The sequence below is a fragment of the Halobellus inordinatus genome (genome assembly GCF_024498335.1).
Classification (GTDB): domain Archaea; phylum Halobacteriota; class Halobacteria; order Halobacteriales; family Haloferacaceae; genus Haloquadratum; species Haloquadratum inordinatus.
This window is the reverse complement of record NZ_CP101825.1, coordinates 650,716-668,262: the sequence shown is the minus strand read 5'-3', so window position 1 is coordinate 668,262 and position 17,547 is coordinate 650,716. Positions and strand designations below refer to the sequence as shown.

Genomic DNA, 17,547 nt, shown 5'->3' with positions numbered 1-17,547 from the left:
CTCAGGCCACCCCCGCCGCCATCAGGAACAGCGCAACCGAGATGATCGCGAACAGGCCGCCGACGAACGCCTTGATCGTCGACGTGCTGAGCGCGTTCGAGACGTAGGGCGCGATCTGGCCGCCGGTCACCGTCGCCGGGACGGTGAAGACGACCATATTCCACGGCGTCGAGGCGAGACTCAGGCTGTGCCCGCCGACGAGGCCGCCGCCGAACACGTGGACCAGCGAGGCCAGGATGGCCGTCAGCGCCACGACGATGTGGTTCGTCCCGATAGCGACGCGGACCGGGACCTTGGTGCCGAGCATCGAGATGATCCCGAGTTCGCCGACGCCGAAGCCGGCCAGCCCCTGGAACATACCCCCGATGCTGTAGTTAGCGAAGCGGCGGAGATAGCCGCCGCGCGTGTAGCGGTAGTCGTCGCCCTCGCGGTCGACGCGGGTCACGGTCCCTTCTTCGTCGGTGTGGACGCCGGCGGGGCCGAGCTTCCCGGCGTCGTCCGGCAGTTCGGCCTGGCCGCCGTCGGTCGCGGCGGCGTCGTCGTGGCCGGCGTCGGTGCTCTCGCCCTCGTGGTCGAGGTCGGCCTTGAACAGTAGATACGACGCTGCGAGCAGCGCGATTCCGAGCAGCCCGTGGAAGAGCGGTTCGGGGATGACGAACGACAGGAGCGCGCCGCCGACGACGAAGGGAATCGCGCCGCCGACGAGCGTAAGCGCCAGGCGTCGGTCGACGAGTCCGTACTGGATGAACGCGATGGCGGAACTCGACAGCCCGAACGCCTCGCTGATCAGCCCGACCTTTACGATCGTCTCCGGCTCCAGCGGGTTCGCGGCCAGCGGGAAGATGAAGATGAGGAACGGGACGAAAAGCGCCGACCCGCTGATGCCGACCGTGTTCACGATAGTGGCCCCCAGCAGGAACGCCGGGAACAGCCACCAGTACTCGAGCCAGTAGTCCATCCACGGGCCCTCGAACATATTTCCGATGCCGGTCTCGGCCGGCGTCGGCGCGCTGAGTAGGACCCCGACGATGAACGCGAGGGGCGCGAGGAACACGAAGATGTGCTGATAGCGCAGGAACGACCGCTGGACACGACTGTAGGACACTGATGTCATTGGTTTCGTTTGAAGATTAGTTGTCGACAGGAGATACGACCGGATCGACGGAAGAACGAGGGGCTACCGACCGGTGCGGTGCTGCGCTGACGGAGTCCGTGTGCTGACAGCGGTCGAACGTCGACTCGAGCGACGAACGGGCGAGCGCACGGGACATCTACGTGATGCCCCCTCGCGTATCGCGGCGGAAGTTGTGATCGATTCGGGCAACCGCGTCGTCGAACATCATCGTAGCCGCCGGATAGCGACGACCGAGGAATAAATCTTGAGGTTCGAACTCGCCGTGGGGACGTGTGGCGTGCGGCGCTTCGCCCATCCTTGCCCCGTCGTCGCGACCCGCGTCAGGTCAGCGATCGTCGGCCGACGGGTCGTCCTGGCGGTCTCCGATCGCGTCCTCGCCGGGTGGCACGCCACCGAGTGCATCGTCGCCCACTGGCACTCCGTCGAGCGGGTCGTCGCCGGGGTCGACACCCTCTTCGCGACCGTCGCGTTCGTCGTCCTCGGCGATCCCGAACTCCTGTCTAAGTGTCCGGATCCGATCGCGGATGTCGGCTGCGAGCTCGAATTCGAGGTTGTCTGCGGCCTCCTGCATCCGGTCTTCCAGGTAGGCGATCCGCTCGCGCGCTTCCGACTCGTCGGCCGGCTCGTCGCTCGTCGACTCGCCGCTGCTCCCGCCGCTCCCGGGGAGGTTCGTCTCGCCGATCGCTTTCTCGATCGTCTTCGGCTCGAAGCCGTGCTCCTCGTTGTACTCGCGCTGGATCTGCCGTCGGCGACGCGTCTCCTCGATCGCCGACTGCATCGAATCGGTCGTCTCGTCGGCGTAGAGGACGACTTCGCCCTCGACGTTTCGCGCGGCGCGTCCCATCGTCTGCACGAGCGTCGTCTCCGAGCGGAGGAATCCCTCCTGGTCGGCGTCGAGGATGGCGACGAGTGAGACCTCGGGGATGTCCAGGCCCTCCCGGAGGAGGTTGATCCCGACGAGTACGTCGATGTTCCCCAGTCTGAGGTCCCGAACCAGTTCGTGGCGCTCCAGCGTGTCGGTCTCGTCGTGCATATACGCCACGTCGACGCCGGACTCTTCGAGGAACTCGGTGAGGTCCTCGGCCATCCGCTTCGTGAGCGTCGTGACCAGCACGCGCTCGTCGTTCTCGATGCGCTCGTCGACCCGATCCAAGAGGTCGTCGACCTGCCCGGTCGCGTCCGCGACCTCGATTTCGGGGTCGACCAGGTGCGTCGGGCGCACGATCTGTTCGACGATCTGCTCGGAGTGCTCCCGCTCGTAGTCGCCGGGCGTCGCCGACACGTAGAGCGTCCGGTCGGTCTTCTCCTCGAACTCCTCGAACGTCAGCGGCCGGTTGTCGTACGCCGTCGGGAGCCGGAAACCGTTCTCGACGAGCGAGTCCTTTCGCGACTTGTCGCCGGCGAACTGCCCGCGGATCTGCGGGAGCGTCTGGTGGGACTCGTCGACGACGGTGAGAAAGTCGTCCGGGAAGTAATCGAGCAGCGTGTACGGCGGCTCTCCGGAGTCCCGATCGGACATATGCACCGAGTAGTTCTCGATGCCCGAGCAGTAGCCCGTCTCCTGCAGCATCTCGATGTCGAAGGTGGTGCGCTCCTCGATCCGCTGGGCGGCGACGAGGTCGCCCTGTCGCTCGAAGTACCGGACGCGCTCGTCCATCAGCTCCTCGATCTCCGCGATCGCCTCCGCTAACTTCTCCTCGGGGATCGAGTAGTGCTCTGCGGGGTGCACGAGGACGGCCGGCTCCTCGGAGACGACCTCGCCGGTCAGGGGATCCAGTTTCGTCAGGCGGTCGACCTCGTCGCCCCAGAACTCGATGCGGACGGCGTAGCGGCCGTACATCGGGTACACTTCGACGGTGTCGCCGCGGACGCGGAACGTCCCCTGCTGGAAGTCGACGTCGTTGCGCTCGTAGTTCAGGTCGACGAGGCGCGCCAGCAGGTCGTCGCGGTCGAGTCGGTCCCCGAGCTCGACCCGAAGCGCCATCTCGGTGTAGTTCGACGGGTCACCGAGGCCGTAGATCGCCGAGACGCTCGCGACGACGATGACGTCGTCGCGGGTAAGCAGCGACCGCGTCGCGGAGTGTCGGAGCCGGTCGATCTCCTCGTTGATCGACATATCCTTGTCGATGTAGGTGTCGGTCTGTTCGACGTAGGCCTCCGGCTGGTAGTAGTCGTAGTAGGAGACGAAGTACTCGACCGCGTTGTCCGGGAACAGATTGCGAAACTCCTCGTACAGTTGGGCGGCGAGCGTCTTGTTGTGGGCGATGACCAGCGTCGGCTGCTGGAGCTCCTCGATGGTCCACGAGACCGTGTTCGTCTTGCCCGAGCCAGTGACACCGAGCAGCGTCTGTTTGTCCATTCCGGACTCGAAGCCCGACGCCAGTTGCTCGATGGCTTCGGGCTGGTCGCCTGCGGGATCGAACGGGGCGTCGACCCTGAACTCCCGATCCGCCGCCGGTCTGTCGGGCGAGAGCGGACTCGACTCGGAGGTATCGCTCATTGGGGCGCTATTAGGGGTTGAGTCACTTGAGACGGTCGGTCGGCGCAGTTCGTCGCGATCGCGATTACACAAGAAACGAGGGTGCGCCGTTTTGCCCCGGCCTATACGGAAAGGTACTCTTCGACGGCACCGGAGGCTTCGATCTCCTCGGGCGTCCCCTGCTCGACGACTCGTCCCGTTTCGAGGACGTAACAGTAATCGGCGACCGCCAACGCGAGGTTCAGGTTCTGTTCGACGATGAGCACCGAGATGCCGCGGTTGTCGCGGATCCGCTTGAGCTGTTCGCCGATCTCGTGGACGATCGAGGGCTGGATCCCCTCCGATGGCTCGTCGAGCAACAGATGACTCGGATCGGCGTTGAGCGCCCGGGCGATCGCCAGTTGCTGTTTCTGTCCACCGCTCAGCGTGCCCCCCTTGGCGTCGGCCTTCTCTTTGAGTGCCGGGAAGTACTCGTAGATGTACTCCGGAACCTCTCCCTTCAGGAGCAACTGATCGCCGCTGGCACTCCCGAGCCGGATGTTGTTTTCCACGGAAATCGCCCCGAAGATGTCTCGGGATTGCGGGACGTATCCGACGCCTTTCGCCGCCATCTCGAACGGCTTCAGCGTCGAGATGTTCTCGCCGTCGAGGAACACGTGGCCGCCCTGGAGATCGTTCAGTCCCATTATTCCCCGAAGCAACGTCGTCTTTCCGACCCCGTTGCGACCGAGGACGGCGACGATCTGGTCGGTCTCGACCTTGACATCGACGTTCCAGACCACCGTACTCTCGCCGTAGCCGATCTGCACGTCCGAGGTCCTAAGCATCGGCCGCCTCCCCGAGGTAGATCTGCTGGACGGTCTCGTTTCTCTCGATCTCGTCGATCGTGCCGCTGGCGATGATTTCGCCGCGATCGAGGACGGTGATGCTCTCGGAAACTTTTCTGATGAAATCCATATCGTGTTCGATGACGACGATCGCGACGTTCTCCGTCTCCCTGATCTCCTTGATGAGGTCGACGGTGTCGTTCGTCTCGCCGACACTGATCCCGGACGTTGGCTCGTCGAGGAGCAGGAGTTCTGGCTCTGCGCCGACGGCCATAACGATCTCGAGCCACTGTTTCTCGCCGTGCGAGAGCGTTCCGACCATCGTGTCCTGTTTGTCGTTCAGGTTCGCGATCTCCAGCAGTTCCTCGATCCGATCGCGGATGTCGCTGTCGTCGTGCGTCCGCAGCAGCTTCCACGGCGACGATGCCCGCGATCGGAACGCCAGTCGCATATTCTCGATTACGGTCTCGTCCTCGTAGACGCTCGTGATCTGGTACTTGCGAATAATTCCGCGCTGGGCGCGCTCGTGCGGCGGCACGGACGTGACGTCTTCCCCGTCGAACGTGATTGTCCCCTCGGTTGCCGAGAGCTTCCCGGTCAGAAGGTTCTGGAAGGTCGTCTTACCGGCTCCATTGGGTCCGATCAGTGCCTTCGTCTCGTTCGGCTGGACAGTGAAGTCGACGTCGTTGACCGCGGTAAACTCGCCGAAGCGCTTCGTCAGTCCCTCGGCCTGTAACAGCGGTTCGATCTCAGTCATCGACCTCACCTCCCGCGCCGATCTCGTTTCTGCTCGTGGACACGAGGGTCGCCTGGACTCCCTCGACAATATCGGAGAGGAGCCCGACGATTCCACGAGGCGCACCGATCACGACGGCGATGAACAGCAGTGCGAGGCCCATCTCCCAGTAGTTGATCAGCACGTCGCTCAGCGTGGAGTTGAGGTACTGGATCAACAGCGCCCCGAATACCGCCCCGATGAGGGTGCCACGGCCGCCGACAGCGATCCAGATGACCACCTGCGTCGAGAGCACGAAGCCCAAGAGCGGCGGCGAGACGAAGCCGTCGATGGTCGCGTACATACTGCCTGCGACGCCAGCCATAACACCGCTCAGAGTGAATATGATGAGCCGGTACTGCTGTGTGTCGTAGCCGAAGAACTCGGTCCGTTCCTGATTCCCACGAATCCCGCGCAGGACGCGGCCGAACGCCGAATCTACGAGGGTATTGAGAAACAGGTACGACCCCACGAGGACGCCGAGTGCGAGGTAGTAACTCATCGTGGCGGTTAGCTCCACGCCGACGACCTGTATCGACGGAATCCCGTAGATCCCGTTGAAGCCGCCGAGGAAGCCCACGAACTCCCCGGCGATGCTCTCGAAGATTATCGAGACGATGAGGGTCGTGATCGCGAAGTACGACCCCTTCACGTCGGCGCTGAAGAGGAACCAGCCCAAAGCGAGCGTTAGCAGTGCCGCCACCACGGGGGCGACGATGAACACGACGGCGATGTCGGGGACCACGGGCACCTCTTTCAACAGTTTCGCGGTGACGTACGCGCCGACACCGAAGAACGCGGCGTGGCCGAGCGTCAACAGGCCGGTGTAGCCCCACACGAGGTCGATCGAGAGCGCGAGCAGGGCGAACGTGAGGTACGTCGACCACGTCGAAACCTGGTACTCCGAGACGAAAAGCGGGAGCGCGACGAGCGCGAGGAGTCCGACGATCTTCGCGACCGACGACGGCGTCTTCAGATGGACCGCAGCGTCTTTCGTCGCCATCTCACTCACCACCCCCCGTCGTGGGGACGAGCCCCTGCGGTCGGTAGCGGATGATGATCAATGCGACCAACAGCACGGCAGCTTGCGCGATCGAAGTGTACCCGGAGATGACTGTTCGGAACAGGTTGTCGAGTCCACCGAGGAGAACCCCGCCGGCGATGGTTCCTGTGAAGGTCCCGATCCCGCCGACGATAACGACGAGGAAGGAGTCGGCGAGCCAGGAAATTCCCATCGTCGAGCTGACACTCAGGAGTGGGGCCATAATCGCGCCGGACAGCCCCGCCAGCGCGGAGCCGAACGCGAACGTCGTCCGGTCAGAGACGCGCGTGTTGATGCCGACAGCCGCAGCCATCTCGCGGTCCTGAATCACGGCGAGCGCCATAATCCCGATGTCGGTGTAGGCGAACAGTCCGATCGTGATCGCCATCACCACGACGGCCACCACGATGATGAACGCCCAATGGATAGGGTAGGTCACGCCGAGCAGAGAGATCGAACCCTCCATCGGGGGCGCGACGCTCTTTTGTGACGTTCCGAACGCGATCGTCACGGCCTCCTGCAGCACGATCGCGACGCCCCACGTGGCCAAGAGGGTGTCGAGCGGCCGGTCGTAGAGTCGTCGGATGAGAGTGACCTCCATCGCGACGCCGACGAGCCCCACGACGAGGGGCGCGATCACGATGCTGAGCCACGGGGAGAAGCCGGCGCTCTGGACGGCGTATGCGGTGTACGCTCCAACCATCATCAGCGCGCCGTGTGCGAGGTTAAGCACCCCCATCAGGCCGAAGATGATCGTCAATCCGGAGGCGACGAGGATCAGCCCCGAGATCGACGTGAGCGATATCAGTACCCGATCGGCCAACTGTAACGGAATGGTTGTTGCTAATGTTGAGATCATGATGTGCCGAATGATGGGTGTGACTTAGACGTCCAGACAGCCCTCTGCGACTGTGATCCCGTACGGTTCGATCTGGCCGAATTCGGTCAGGACTTCGAACGCTCCGCTCTCGGCGTCGAACTCGCCAACGCGCGATTGCAGCGTCGCGTGGTGTGTTGCCGGATCCATCGAGACGGTTCCCTGCGGTGCGTCCATCGAAATAGGATTCTCCAGCGCGGCTTTGACCTCCGCGCCGGACGAGGCACTAGGTGCGTGTTCGGTCAACGCGTTGGCCATCAGGTGCGGCCCGAAGTACGACGCCTCCGCTACGAAATTCGGCGTCGTATCAGTGCCGTACGCCTCCTCGTAGCTCGAAATGTATTCGTCGTTGGCTTCCCCGTCGAGGCTCGTGAAGTACGGTGCGGAGGTCAGGACACCGTCGGCGGCATCGCCGGCGGCGATAGCCTCCTGTTCGCTCATAATGTTGCCGGCCCAGACCATCTCGTCTATCAGTCCGACCGAGCCGGCCTGATTCAGCATCTCGACCATACTCGTCCCGACCGTGGTGAAGTACACTGCGTCGGCGCCGGAGGACTGGATGTCGCTGAGCTTCGAGCCCCAGTCGGTGAAGCCGAGCGGTACGTAGTCCTCGGCGACGATCGAGCCGCCGTTCTCCTGAACAAAGTCGTCGACGACGGCGTTGGTTGTGTGCGGCCACACGTAATCGGAGCCGATCAGGTAGAACGAACTAATATCGTACTCCTCCATCAGCCACGGGATATAGGGCTGAATCTGCTGCTTCGGTACGGCACCGTTGAAGAAGACCCACTCGAGACTCTCTTCGGGGATGTTGATCTCGCCGCTGAACCCTTCCGCACCTTCGATCTCGCGACAGACACCGCCCTCGTAGAGCGTCGGGTAGAAGAGCGGGACTTCGTTCTCCACGTAGATGTCGGTGATGGCGTTCCGCATCGCACTGGTGTACGCCCCGAACACGATGCTGCAACCGTCGCGGTTGATGAGCTGTCTCGACTTCTCGATCCCCGTCTGTGGCGCCGACGCCGTATCGGCCTTGACGAGTTCGATCTCGCGGCCGTTGATGCCGCCCGCGTCGTTGATCTGCTGGATCGCCAGTTCCGTGGAGTTCATCATCGGCCGGCCGATGACCTCCGTACTCCCACTCAACGCGTACAGCGCGCCCACGGTCAGTGGTTCGTCGCTCGCGCCCGAGTCCCCGTTACTCCCGCTATCGGAACTGCCGCCCGCGGAGCTGCCACCGGAACACCCGGCGAGGCCGGTGATCCCGGCCAACCCTGCCATCTTGAGTGCATTACGGCGACTGAGTTTGCGTCCGTAGTCTTCGATTGAACTTTCGTAGTCCATACCTAACCGAGGCCGGGTGATAAGTAAACAGATGTGTATTAGCGCAGTATTTGCAAACAGATGATTAAAATAAGTTAGAGTTAGTAGACAATTTTCCACCTAATATAGTTATAGGCAATAGAATCCGTAGTAATTGGGGCCTAAAGCCAAACAGGGGGTGCTAGAGGACTGCATATTGGGGTCTGGAAGCACTGGATTTCCAAACAGTACCTAAAGGAGTGCATACCAGTTCAATTGCTGGAACAATATGGCTATAATTTAAGAAAGAGTTAATAAACAGTCTAAACTTTGGATGATTGTATCGATGAGACACGGTGACATTTCGTCGTCCGGAGACGCGGTCGGTGTAGCGGTCCATCAGACCTCGGCCCCGAGCCCGGAGTCGAAAGAAGAAGTGCTCGAACAGTGTGAGAACATCGCGAACAAGATCGAGGGGATCAAAACCGGCGCCCCGGGCGTCGATCTCGTCATCTTCCCGGAGTACTCGACGCAGGGGATCACCTACGACGAGGAGCTGATGAACGAGCTCGCGACGGAGGTTCCCGGCCCCGAGACGGAGATATTCTCGCGGGCGTGCAAGGAGAACGACGTCTGGGGCGTCTTCTCGATCACCGGCGAAAAACACGAGGACCACCCCGAGCGCAACCCGTACAACACGCTGCTGTTGATCGATAACGAAGGTGAGATTCAGCAGAAGTACCGCAAGGTCATCCCGTGGACCCCGATCGAGGGCTGGACGTGCGGCGATCAGACGTACGTGACCGAGGGCCCGAAGGGTCTGAAGATCAGCCTCATCATTTGCGACGACGGCAACTACCCCGAGATCTGGCGCGACTGCGCGTACAAGGGTGCAGAGCTGATCGTCCGCTGCCAGGGGTACATGTACCCGGCCAACGATCAACAGGAGATCGTCGCGCGACACGCCGCGTGGGCGAACAACGCCTACGTAGCCGTCGCGAATCTTGCTGGCAGCGACGAGGTGTACTCGTTCTTCGGCAACTCGAATATCGTCGGCTTCGATGGCCGCGTGCTCGGGCAGTGCGGAGGCGAGGAGGACGTCTGGCAGTACGCCGAACTCTCCGTTCCGGAGATTCGCGACGCACGCGCGAACTGGCAGAGCCAGAACCACCTGTACAAACTGCTACACCGTGGTTACACCTCGACGGAGGCCGCCGGCCTCGGCGACGGCGAAGCAGCGAACCCGTTCCAGTTCTACGACGACTGGGTGAACAACCCCGAAAAGGCCAAAGAACAGATGGAGGGCATCACGCGCTCGACCACAGGCACGCCCGATGCACCGATCGAAGGCCTGTCGATCCCCGAACCGGAGGACCTCACCGCCGACGACTGATCGGTCCGTCCGTCGACGTCCGTTGTCCCGTGCAACGCGCGTCTGCATCCCAGTATCGACGTCCGTCATTCCGCAGTTTTTCTATTCGAGTGAGGCCCTGCGGCAGGGTCGTTTCGTGGATGCGCCCCTTCTGGGGCCACCAGTCTGTCACTGCCCGCGAACGGCCGATCAACACCTGAGAGCGGAGCACCGACTCTACTCTCTCCTTGCGGTGGATCGGCCGAGTGAGAGCGGACGCCGTCCGAGAGGTCACTAGCTGCGGGTGTTCGACGGCGACCACACCCCTGTAGCAGGTTCCCGACCCGGCTGGAACCGGAGAACGAACTCACTGCCGATGAGCTGACGGTCGCCCCACTCGTGCTCGACAGACAGCACGTCTACGGGCGGCGCGAACGGCGACACCTCCCCGCGCCGCTGCTCCCAGGAGTCTCTGCTCGCAGTTCAACAGACCACAGACAGTAGACCTTTGCTCCCGGTCGTCGACGTCCGCGTATGCGACTCGCACGGCTGCAAACTCCGGACGGAATCGTTCGCGGACGGTACGACGACGGCGTCGTCGTCGCCGACGATGGCGAATACGTCGTCGGACGCGACGGATCCCTCGTCGCGCCCTGCACCCCGTCGGCGCTGTACTGCGTCGGCCGGAACTACGCGGAAACTCTCGATCAGATGGACTACGAACGGCCCGAGGAGCCGGATTTCTTCATCAAGCCGCCCGCGTCGCTGCTCGGTCACGAGAGGTCGATCAGATACCCCGCGTGGACGGACGAACTCACCTACGCGGGCGAACTCGCCGCGGTCGTCGGCCGGCGGTGTCGCGACGTCGCGCCCGAGGACGTTTCGGACGTCGTTCGCGGGTACACCATCCTGAACGACGTCGACGCCCTCGATCAGGCGGGCCGAACCGCGCGGAAGGCGTTCGACGGGTCGGGTCCGCTGGGGCCGTGGATCGAGACGGACCTCGACCCGAGTGCGATCGAGATGGAGACGCAGATCAACGGCGAGGTCCGGCAGGACGCGAACACGGAGTTGATGCTGTTCGGCCCCGACGAGATCGTCTCGTTCCTCTCCGAACGGTTCACGCTCCGCCCCGGCGACGTCGTCGCGTTCGGCAGCCCGGCAAATCCCGGCCTCATCGAACCGGGCGACCGAATCGAGATCACCTACGAGGGCGTCGGAACGCTCCGAAACGACGTGATCGCGCCCGACGACGCATCGCGGTAGGCGTCGGTACGCCAACAGCTCTCGTGACAAGGGCTCAAAAGTAATGTGTCTGTGGCCGGAACCGTACGGTATGTCACGCGAACTCCTCCAGGAAGCGAGCGAGCGGCTCCGTGCCGCCGCCGAAGCCGCCGACAGTGACGTCCAGCGACGTATCTACGACCAGTCCGACGCGCTCGCGACGCTCGCCGTGCGCGAGGAGCAACCGGACCACGGCCGACTCGCTCGGCATATGAACGAACTCGCGGAACTGGCCGACGCGACCGACGGCGACGCCCACGACGCTGTCGTCGACGCTCGCTCGAAAGTCTCGACGTTCCGTGAGGGCGTCGAAGGCGTCTGACGCGCGGCAGACGAACGCGCCTATTCTTGGCTGTCTCAGTCCCGAACCCCTCCGTTTCGGGTGGAGATTGACACCGAATCACAGGGTCAAGCTGGGACGTCCGCATCGGCGTCGGGACCAGCGGCTGCTGCGCGCTCCGCCACCGTGCGGTCGACCACAGACGCCATGATCGTCCTAGCAAACGTTCTTCGGCTTGATCCCCATCGATTCGAGCGTCTCGACGTAGTCGTCGTAGGCCGCGTCGATCACGGCGTCGCCGGCGTCGCGTGCGGCGTCCCAGTCGTCGTTGCTCTCACAGACGTCGTCGAGGGCGTCGGCGACGCGGTCGCGTTCGGCTTCGAGATCCGAACGAAGGCCGCGGAAGTCGTCGGCGGCCATCGGATCCGCGTCGCCGACGAAGAAGCCGACCATCTGGCCGACGTGTTCGAGCGTGACGAGGTAGCGACCGAGGAGGCCGCCGAGGCGATCAGGCGTGGATTCCAGTCGCGAAAGCGTCTCGTAGCGCTCCGGTAGGTCGTCGAGCGACGGGTCATCGACCACCGACGCGGCGTGCCCGCGAGCCGCGTCCGCGAGTTCGGAGTAAAGTGCGCCGATGTCGCCGTTTTCGGCCGTGCTCGCCGTCCATTCGTCGAGCACTGCCGCGAGTGCGAGCGCGTCGTCCGCGGCGGCCGCGCGGACCTGCTCGGCCTCCATCTCGCCGCCGGTGAGGGCGTACATCGCTTTCGAGGATCCCAGCCGGGAGAAGGCGGTCTCGTGGCCGTCGCGCAGTTCCGTCGCGAGGTCGCGTCCGTTCATACAGCACTGTTGGCCCGCAAATCGCTTGTAGCCATCGACACGTCGGGATAGCTGACACGTCTGCGCGCTGTCGGAGGCCCCGAACATCTATGTCTCGCGGCTGAGACGTTCGTGCCGTGAATCCCTCCTCAGCCCTCCGCACCGGCGGCCGGATGCTCTGGGAGCGTTCGGCGTCGGTCATCCCCGTGTACCTCCTGGTGAGCGGTCTGTACGGCGTCGCTCGCGTCCCGCTGCTCCTCGCTGCGCTTCTCGCTCTGTGGCTCGCCGCCAGCAGCGGACGGCTGCAGCCGTTCGTCGACGCGCTCCGCGACGCCGCCAGCGACTCGGCGCCGCCTGCGAGCGGTGACGGACCGGGGTCTGTCGACCTCGGCGCGGTCGATCCGGACCAACTCGGGCCGGATCTCGGCGACGCCGTCGCGAACCTCCTGACGCCCGATATCGTGGGGGTCGTCCTCCTCGGTGTGTTCCTCTCGATGCTCCTTTCGATCGCCGTTTCGGCTGTCGGCGGTGCGGCAGCGATCAGCACCGTCTTCGGCCTCCTGAAGGACGAGGACGGCGTCCTCGCCGCGGTCGAAGGCGCGGGGACGTACTGGCGCTCGTTCCTCGGCGTTCGTATGCTCTTTTTCGCGGCGCTCGCGATCGTTCTCGTCCCGATCGGAGCCGCAGTCGTGTGGGCCGTCGGCTCGGTCGTCGGAACCTCGACGGGCGGCGTCGCGGCTTCCACGTCCGCCTCGGCGGCCGCCGGTCCGTCTGCGGAGTCGTCGGTGCTCGCGCTCGCGGTCGTCGGGATCGGCTCGATCGTCGCGTTCGTCGCGGTTCTCGTCGTCTTCCTCCTCTTTGCGTTCGCCGAGCAGGCGGTCGTCGTCGACGACGTCGGCGCGGTCGCGGCCGTCCGACGCAGCGTTCGGTTCCCGTTCCGTCGCCCGACGGCGTTCCTCGGCTACGTCGTCGTCGCGTTCGGTGCCCTCGTTGTCACTGGTTCGGTCGCGGGCGTCGCGTCGGTCGCCGGTGCGACCCGCGTCACCGGTCTCGTGAGCGCCATCGTCGTCCCGCCGGTCCTCGACGGCTTCAAGACGTCGCTGTACGCGGAACGGCCGCTCCCGCCGACGCTAGAGGCGGCTCCTCCCGGCGACCGACTCCGATCGGCGTTCGTCGGCGGGCTCAGAGCTGTCGGGCGGTTCGTCGGCGACCACCCGCTCGCGAACGTCGCCTCGCTCGCCATCGTCCTCGCTGGCGGCGCGATCGGGTGGCGAGCGACGGCCTCCCTCGGCGTGTCGCTCCCCGTCGGCAGCGACGTGGGTAACGTCTTCGGCGCGTTCCCCGGCGGGACCTTCGTCAACCTGGCCGTGAACAACTGGCTGGTCGCCAGCGACGTGGCCTTCAGCGGCCTCGCAGCGGGCATTCCGGCGGTGGTGACGCTCGGGTTCAACGGACTCATCGTCGGCGCTGTCGGCGGCGTTTTCGATCCGATCGCCTTCCTCGCGCTGGTCGCGCCGCACGGGGTCGTCGAGATCCCCGCACTCGTCGTCGGCGGCGGTCTCGGCCTGTGGCTCGGCGGCGTCGGCCTCGGTGCTGCTCGGGGGCGACTCGTCGCCGACGAGGTCGCATCGGCCATCCGTCGGACCTATCGGGTCCTCCTCGGCCTCGTGCCGCTTTTCGTCCTCGCGGCGTTCATCGAGGCGTTTCTCACGCCCGCGATCGCCAGCCTCGTGCTGACTGGGTGAACGCCGCCGCCCGCCGTCGCTCACGGGCGAGAAAGCGACGGGTGACTTTGGAGAAGCCAAATCGGAGGGCCGCAGTCAGCGGACGAGAAGAGAAGGTGTCAGAGGCACCGGGTCGCGTCGGTCTGTCGAGCGCCACGTGCTGCCGCCCGTGACGCCCCGACCGCGACGCGATTATTGAGCGTCGCCGGTCTCGATCGGCGCGCCGACGAGGTTGCCCCACTCCGTCCAGGAGCCGTCGTAGTTGACGACGTCGTCGTAGCCGAGCAGTTCGTGGAGCGCGAACCACGCGATCGAGGAGCGCTCGCCGATCCGGCAGTAGGCGACGGTCGTCTTCGAGCCGTCGATGCCTTCCTCGGCGTAGAGTTCTCGGAGTTCCTCGGCGGACTTGAACGTCCCGTCGGAGTTGACGGTCGCCGCCCAGGAGATGTTGCTCGCGCCGGGGACGTGGCCGCCGCGCTGAGCCGTCTCCTGCAGTCCCGGCGGTGCGAGGATGTCGCCGCGGAACTCCTCGGGCGAGCGGACGTCGACCAGCGGAAGTCCCTCGTCGACGGCGTGCTGGACGTCGTCGCGGTACGCGCGGATGGACTCGAACGGTCCCTTCGCGGTGTACTCGACGGGGGAGAACTCGGGGACCTCGTCGGTGACCGGGTAGTCGTTGTCGATCCAGTAGTCGCGGCCACCGTTCAGGAGGCGAACGTCGTCGTGGCCGTAGTACTTGAACTGCCAGTAGGTGTAGGCGGCGAACCAATTGGAGTTGTCGCCGTACAGCACTACGGTGGAGTCCTCGGAGATACCGTGGCTGCCGAGGAGGTCGGCGAAGTCTTCCTTGTTGAGGATGTCGCGCGTGGTCTGATCCTGCAGTTGGCTCTCCCAGTTGAAGCCGATCGCACCGGGGGCGTGGCTGTCGTCGTACGCTTCCGTGTCCACGTCGACTTCCACCAGTCGATACGCGGGGTCGTCGCTCTGGAACTCGTCGAGGTACTCCTCTACCCACTCGGGGGAGACGAGCACGTCTTTGGCGTAACCGTCGTCTGTCATTGCGTCCTTCTATACACCCCCATCCGGTATAATCCTCACAGCTACGGCGTGTACTGCCCATCCTCGCATTATCCAGAGAATCTTGCCGCATTAATGGATCGTGACAGGATTCGGGGGCGCGACGGCGTCCACACGACGACCTCCCTCGTCTCGACGCCCGAATTAATAGGCAATATAGTCCTCTTTCTCTGACAGCGGGCGAACCACGCCAACATCGGCCACGTTGAAGGGCGCTGCGCCGGTACTGGTAGCTATGTACGAGAACGTCGTCGTCTCGGCCGACTGGCTGGCGTCGCGACTCGACGAGGTGCGGGTGATAGACGTTCGGGACGCGTGGGAGTACGACGGCATCGGCCACGTTCCGGGCGCGGTGAGCGTGCCGTTCGAGACGTTCCGCAGCGAGGCGGGCGACGAGGGGATGCTTCCCGGCGCGGAGACGTGGGAGTCGCTGCTGTCGGACGCCGGCGTCGGCCCGGACGACGACGTGGTCGCCTACGACGACACGCACGGCGTCTTCGCGGCGCGCTTTCTCGTGACTGCGGAACTGTACGGCCACCCGCCGGAGCGCCTCCACCTCCTCGACGGCGACTACAGCGCGTGGAACCGCGACCACGAGACGACCTCCGAGTCGCCGTCGCCGACGGCGACCTCGTATTCGGTTCGAGAACCCGAACACTCGCCGCTCGTCGACTACGAGACGGTTCGCGCGGCGCTCGACGAGCCGAATACCGTCGTCGTCGACACCCGCGACCCCGGGGAGTACGCCGAGGGCCACCTCCCCGGCGCGGTCAACCTCGACTGGCGCGAACTCGTCGACGACGAGACGCGCGGGCTCAGGCCCGAGTCGGAACTCACGGACACCCTCGCGGACGTCGGCGTGACGCCCGACGCGCGCGTGATCCTCTACTGTAACACGGCCCGGCGAATCAGCCACACCTACGTCGTGTTGCGCTCGCTCGGCTACGCCGACGTGGGGTTCTACGAGGGCAGCCTGACCGAGTGGACCGAGCGCGGCGGTCCGCTGGAAACCGCGTAGGTCGAATGGTTTTATGAGCGCGCCCCGGGAGCATCAGGTATGCCGATGCGTCAGCTTCGCACCTGTGACTTCTGCGGCGACGACGCGGCGGGCGTCTACGAGGTCCTCCCGCCGGAACTGTCGCCGACCGAGGCCGAACAGCGACGGGTCGTCCTCTGTGCCGACTGCTTAGAGACGCTCGAAGGCGTGCTCGATCCGCTCCTCGCGCGTCTCGGCGTCGGCCGAAGCGACGAGGACGGCCCCGACCGCTCCGTGACTCCCGCGGCGTCGAGCGGCGCGCCCAACTCTCCGGAGTCGGCTCCGGCCCCGGATTCGCAGTCCCCTGCCGACACCGCTGCTGCTGATACCGCCGCTGCCGACACTGCCGCTGCCGATTCGAGTGAGTCGACCGATACCGACGCAGCGCCCGAGACGGAGGCGGGCACGGACACAGAGGCGGAGGCGGACACGGATATAGAGACGGATATGGACAAAGAGACGGACACGGACACGGACGCGGACGCGGACACAGAATCAGCGACGGGGGCCGACCCCGATTCGGACGACGTTTCCTGGGAGGACGCCAGGTCGCCACCGCCGCTCGGCGAGAACGAGGAATCGGCGCCGTCGATGCCCGACGCCGCCAGCAACGGCACGGCAGAGGCTGACGCGTCATCCCCGCCGGAATCGTCGTCGGAGGCTCCCGAGCGCGCGTCGGAGTCGTCGACGACTGACGAGGAACCCGAGGAGTTCAGGACTGTGATGCGCCTGCTCGGCAATCGCGAGTTCCCGATCCCGCGGGCGGAGATCGTCGAACTGGCAGCGGGTGCGTACGATCTCGAGGAGTCGCACGTCGAACAAATTCTGGAGTACGCGGTCGACCGCGACCTCCTCGTGGACGACAGCGGGACGCTCCGGAAGGCCTGAAGACGAGCAGCGTCGGAACGTCCGAGAACGAGACGCTTCGGCCGGGCTAGAGTTCGCCTTTGGTGCTCGGGGTATCGCTCCGGCGCGGGTCGACCCGCGTGGCGTCGTCGAGCGAGCGCGCGAGCGCCTTGAACAGCGCTTCGACCTCGTGGTGAGCGTTGACGCCCTCGACCTCGGTGTGCAGCGTCAGTCCGGCGTTCATCGCCAGCGAGTACGCGAAGTGCCGCGCCATATCGCTCGTGAAGTCGCCGATCTGTGCCTGGGAGAAGTCCCCGTCGAAACCGAAGTGCGGCCGCCCGCTCACGTCGACGACGACGCCGGCGACTGCCTCGTCCAGCGGGACCCTCCGGTCGGCGTAGCGGACGATCCCGCGCTTGTCGCCGAGTGCCTCCGCGAAAGCCTCGCCGAGGACGATCGCGACGTCCTCGACGGTGTGGTGGTCGTCGATGTCGAGGTCGCCGTCGCAGTGGACGGTCAGATCGAACAGGCCGTGCTTCGCGAACGATTCGAGCATATGATCGAAGAAGCCGACGCCCGTGTCGACCGCGGCGTCGCCGTCGCCGTCGATCGTGAGCGTGAGGTCGATCGTCGTCTCCGAGGTCTCGCGGGAGACGGCCGCGGTGCGCTCCGTTCCGTCGTCGTCGCTCATACCGG

16 protein-coding genes are annotated in these 17,547 nt (G+C 64.9%); 6 read left to right on the top strand and 10 right to left on the bottom strand.

Features of this window, described 5'->3' with window-relative positions:
• Position 1 precedes the first annotated feature (1 nt).
• The 7 genes from NO362_RS03430 to NO362_RS03400 form a co-directional block, all read right to left on the bottom strand.
• Positions 2-1,114 carry a sulfite exporter TauE/SafE family protein gene (locus NO362_RS03430; RefSeq protein WP_256546128.1) on the bottom strand — a complete coding sequence of 371 codons (1,113 nt, stop codon included), beginning with the start codon at positions 1,112-1,114 and terminating at the stop codon, positions 2-4.
• Between the two features lie 346 nt (positions 1,115-1,460).
• A complete protein-coding gene (uvrB, locus tag NO362_RS03425; protein WP_256546127.1) occupies positions 1,461-3,635 on the bottom strand; it encodes an excinuclease ABC subunit UvrB in 2,175 nt (724 codons plus the stop codon).
• Positions 3,636-3,736: 101 nt separating this feature from the next.
• Entirely contained in the window at positions 3,737-4,441 is a 705-nt protein-coding gene (locus tag NO362_RS03420) for an ABC transporter ATP-binding protein (protein WP_256546126.1), read from the bottom strand.
• Positions 4,434-5,198 (bottom strand): ABC transporter ATP-binding protein, encoded by a 765-nt coding sequence (locus NO362_RS03415; RefSeq protein ID WP_256546125.1) that lies wholly within the window; start codon positions 5,196-5,198, stop codon positions 4,434-4,436. The genes NO362_RS03420 and NO362_RS03415 overlap by 8 nt, the downstream gene beginning before the upstream one ends.
• Entirely contained in the window at positions 5,191-6,219 is a 1,029-nt protein-coding gene (locus NO362_RS03410; RefSeq protein ID WP_256546124.1) for a branched-chain amino acid ABC transporter permease, read from the bottom strand. The genes NO362_RS03415 and NO362_RS03410 overlap by 8 nt, the downstream gene beginning before the upstream one ends.
• A gap of 1 nt (position 6,220) precedes the next feature.
• Entirely contained in the window at positions 6,221-7,117 is an 897-nt protein-coding gene (locus NO362_RS03405; RefSeq protein WP_256546123.1) for a branched-chain amino acid ABC transporter permease, read from the bottom strand.
• Positions 7,118-7,141: 24 nt separating this feature from the next.
• Complete coding sequence (locus NO362_RS03400) at positions 7,142-8,479, bottom strand: substrate-binding protein (RefSeq protein WP_256546122.1); 1,338 nt, start codon at positions 8,477-8,479, stop codon at positions 7,142-7,144.
• A gap of 304 nt (positions 8,480-8,783) precedes the next feature.
• On the opposite strand from NO362_RS03400, the gene NO362_RS03395 reads away from it, so the two are divergent.
• The 3 genes from NO362_RS03395 to NO362_RS03385 all read left to right on the top strand — a co-directional run bounded on the left by NO362_RS03395 (position 8,784) and on the right by NO362_RS03385 (position 11,394).
• Positions 8,784-9,830 (top strand): aliphatic amidase, encoded by a 1,047-nt coding sequence (locus tag NO362_RS03395; protein ID WP_256546121.1) that lies wholly within the window; start codon positions 8,784-8,786, stop codon positions 9,828-9,830.
• 492 nt (positions 9,831-10,322) lie between these two features.
• Positions 10,323-11,054, top strand: a complete 732-nt coding sequence (locus tag NO362_RS03390; RefSeq protein ID WP_256546120.1) for a fumarylacetoacetate hydrolase family protein — start codon at positions 10,323-10,325, stop codon at positions 11,052-11,054.
• 70 nt (positions 11,055-11,124) lie between these two features.
• Positions 11,125-11,394, top strand: a complete 270-nt coding sequence (locus NO362_RS03385; protein WP_256546119.1) for a DUF7553 family protein — start codon at positions 11,125-11,127, stop codon at positions 11,392-11,394.
• A 174-nt stretch (positions 11,395-11,568) separates the two neighbouring features.
• Here NO362_RS03385 and NO362_RS03380 read toward each other — a convergent pair whose 3' ends face one another.
• Positions 11,569-12,189, bottom strand: coding sequence for a transcription antitermination protein (locus NO362_RS03380; protein ID WP_256546118.1), 621 nt, complete (start codon positions 12,187-12,189; stop codon positions 11,569-11,571).
• Positions 12,190-12,305: 116 nt separating this feature from the next.
• Here NO362_RS03380 and NO362_RS03375 point away from each other — a divergent pair, with 116 nt between their 5' ends.
• Positions 12,306-13,913, top strand: a complete 1,608-nt coding sequence (locus tag NO362_RS03375) for a stage II sporulation protein M (protein ID WP_256546117.1) — start codon at positions 12,306-12,308, stop codon at positions 13,911-13,913.
• Between the two features lie 171 nt (positions 13,914-14,084).
• Here the strand turns inward: NO362_RS03375 and NO362_RS03370 are convergent, their stop codons facing one another.
• Complete coding sequence (locus tag NO362_RS03370; RefSeq protein ID WP_256546116.1) at positions 14,085-14,951, bottom strand: sulfurtransferase; 867 nt, start codon at positions 14,949-14,951, stop codon at positions 14,085-14,087.
• A gap of 253 nt (positions 14,952-15,204) precedes the next feature.
• On the opposite strand from NO362_RS03370, the gene NO362_RS03365 reads away from it, so the two are divergent.
• Together NO362_RS03365 and NO362_RS03360 are read left to right on the top strand one after the other, a co-directional pair.
• The gene (locus NO362_RS03365; protein ID WP_256546115.1) at positions 15,205-15,987 is read left to right on the top strand and encodes a sulfurtransferase; all 783 of its coding nucleotides are present in this window, start codon (positions 15,205-15,207) and stop codon (positions 15,985-15,987) included.
• Positions 15,988-16,026: 39 nt separating this feature from the next.
• Positions 16,027-16,893 (top strand): DUF8528 domain-containing protein, encoded by an 867-nt coding sequence (locus NO362_RS03360; protein ID WP_256546114.1) that lies wholly within the window; start codon positions 16,027-16,029, stop codon positions 16,891-16,893.
• A gap of 46 nt (positions 16,894-16,939) precedes the next feature.
• Here NO362_RS03360 and hisB read toward each other — a convergent pair whose 3' ends face one another.
• Entirely contained in the window at positions 16,940-17,542 is a 603-nt protein-coding gene (hisB, locus tag NO362_RS03355) for an imidazoleglycerol-phosphate dehydratase HisB (protein WP_256546113.1), read from the bottom strand.
• Positions 17,543-17,547: the final 5 nt, after the last annotated feature.

Excerpts from the sequence above, each read along its gene's own strand:
- NO362_RS03430 (WP_256546128.1), bottom strand. The coding sequence starts at position 1,114 with ATGACATCAGTGTCCTACAGTCGTGTCCAGCGGTCGTTCCTGCGCTAT.
- NO362_RS03405 (WP_256546123.1), bottom strand. The coding sequence starts at position 7,117 with ATGATCTCAACATTAGCAACAACCATTCCGTTACAGTTGGCCGATCGG.
- NO362_RS03400 (WP_256546122.1), bottom strand. The coding sequence starts at position 8,479 with ATGGACTACGAAAGTTCAATCGAAGACTACGGACGCAAACTCAGTCGC.
- NO362_RS03370 (WP_256546116.1), bottom strand. The coding sequence starts at position 14,951 with ATGACAGACGACGGTTACGCCAAAGACGTGCTCGTCTCCCCCGAGTGG.
- NO362_RS03390 (WP_256546120.1), top strand. The coding sequence starts at position 10,323 with ATGCGACTCGCACGGCTGCAAACTCCGGACGGAATCGTTCGCGGACGG.
- NO362_RS03380 (WP_256546118.1), bottom strand. The coding sequence starts at position 12,189 with ATGAACGGACGCGACCTCGCGACGGAACTGCGCGACGGCCACGAGACC.
- NO362_RS03360 (WP_256546114.1), top strand. The coding sequence starts at position 16,027 with ATGCCGATGCGTCAGCTTCGCACCTGTGACTTCTGCGGCGACGACGCG.
- hisB (WP_256546113.1), bottom strand. The coding sequence starts at position 17,542 with ATGAGCGACGACGACGGAACGGAGCGCACCGCGGCCGTCTCCCGCGAG.
- NO362_RS03420 (WP_256546126.1), bottom strand. The coding sequence starts at position 4,441 with ATGCTTAGGACCTCGGACGTGCAGATCGGCTACGGCGAGAGTACGGTG.
- NO362_RS03365 (WP_256546115.1), top strand. The coding sequence starts at position 15,205 with ATGTACGAGAACGTCGTCGTCTCGGCCGACTGGCTGGCGTCGCGACTC.
- NO362_RS03415 (WP_256546125.1), bottom strand. The coding sequence starts at position 5,198 with ATGACTGAGATCGAACCGCTGTTACAGGCCGAGGGACTGACGAAGCGC.
- NO362_RS03385 (WP_256546119.1), top strand. The coding sequence starts at position 11,125 with ATGTCACGCGAACTCCTCCAGGAAGCGAGCGAGCGGCTCCGTGCCGCC.
- NO362_RS03410 (WP_256546124.1), bottom strand. The coding sequence starts at position 6,219 with ATGGCGACGAAAGACGCTGCGGTCCATCTGAAGACGCCGTCGTCGGTC.
- uvrB (WP_256546127.1), bottom strand. The coding sequence starts at position 3,635 with ATGAGCGATACCTCCGAGTCGAGTCCGCTCTCGCCCGACAGACCGGCG.
- NO362_RS03395 (WP_256546121.1), top strand. The coding sequence starts at position 8,784 with ATGAGACACGGTGACATTTCGTCGTCCGGAGACGCGGTCGGTGTAGCG.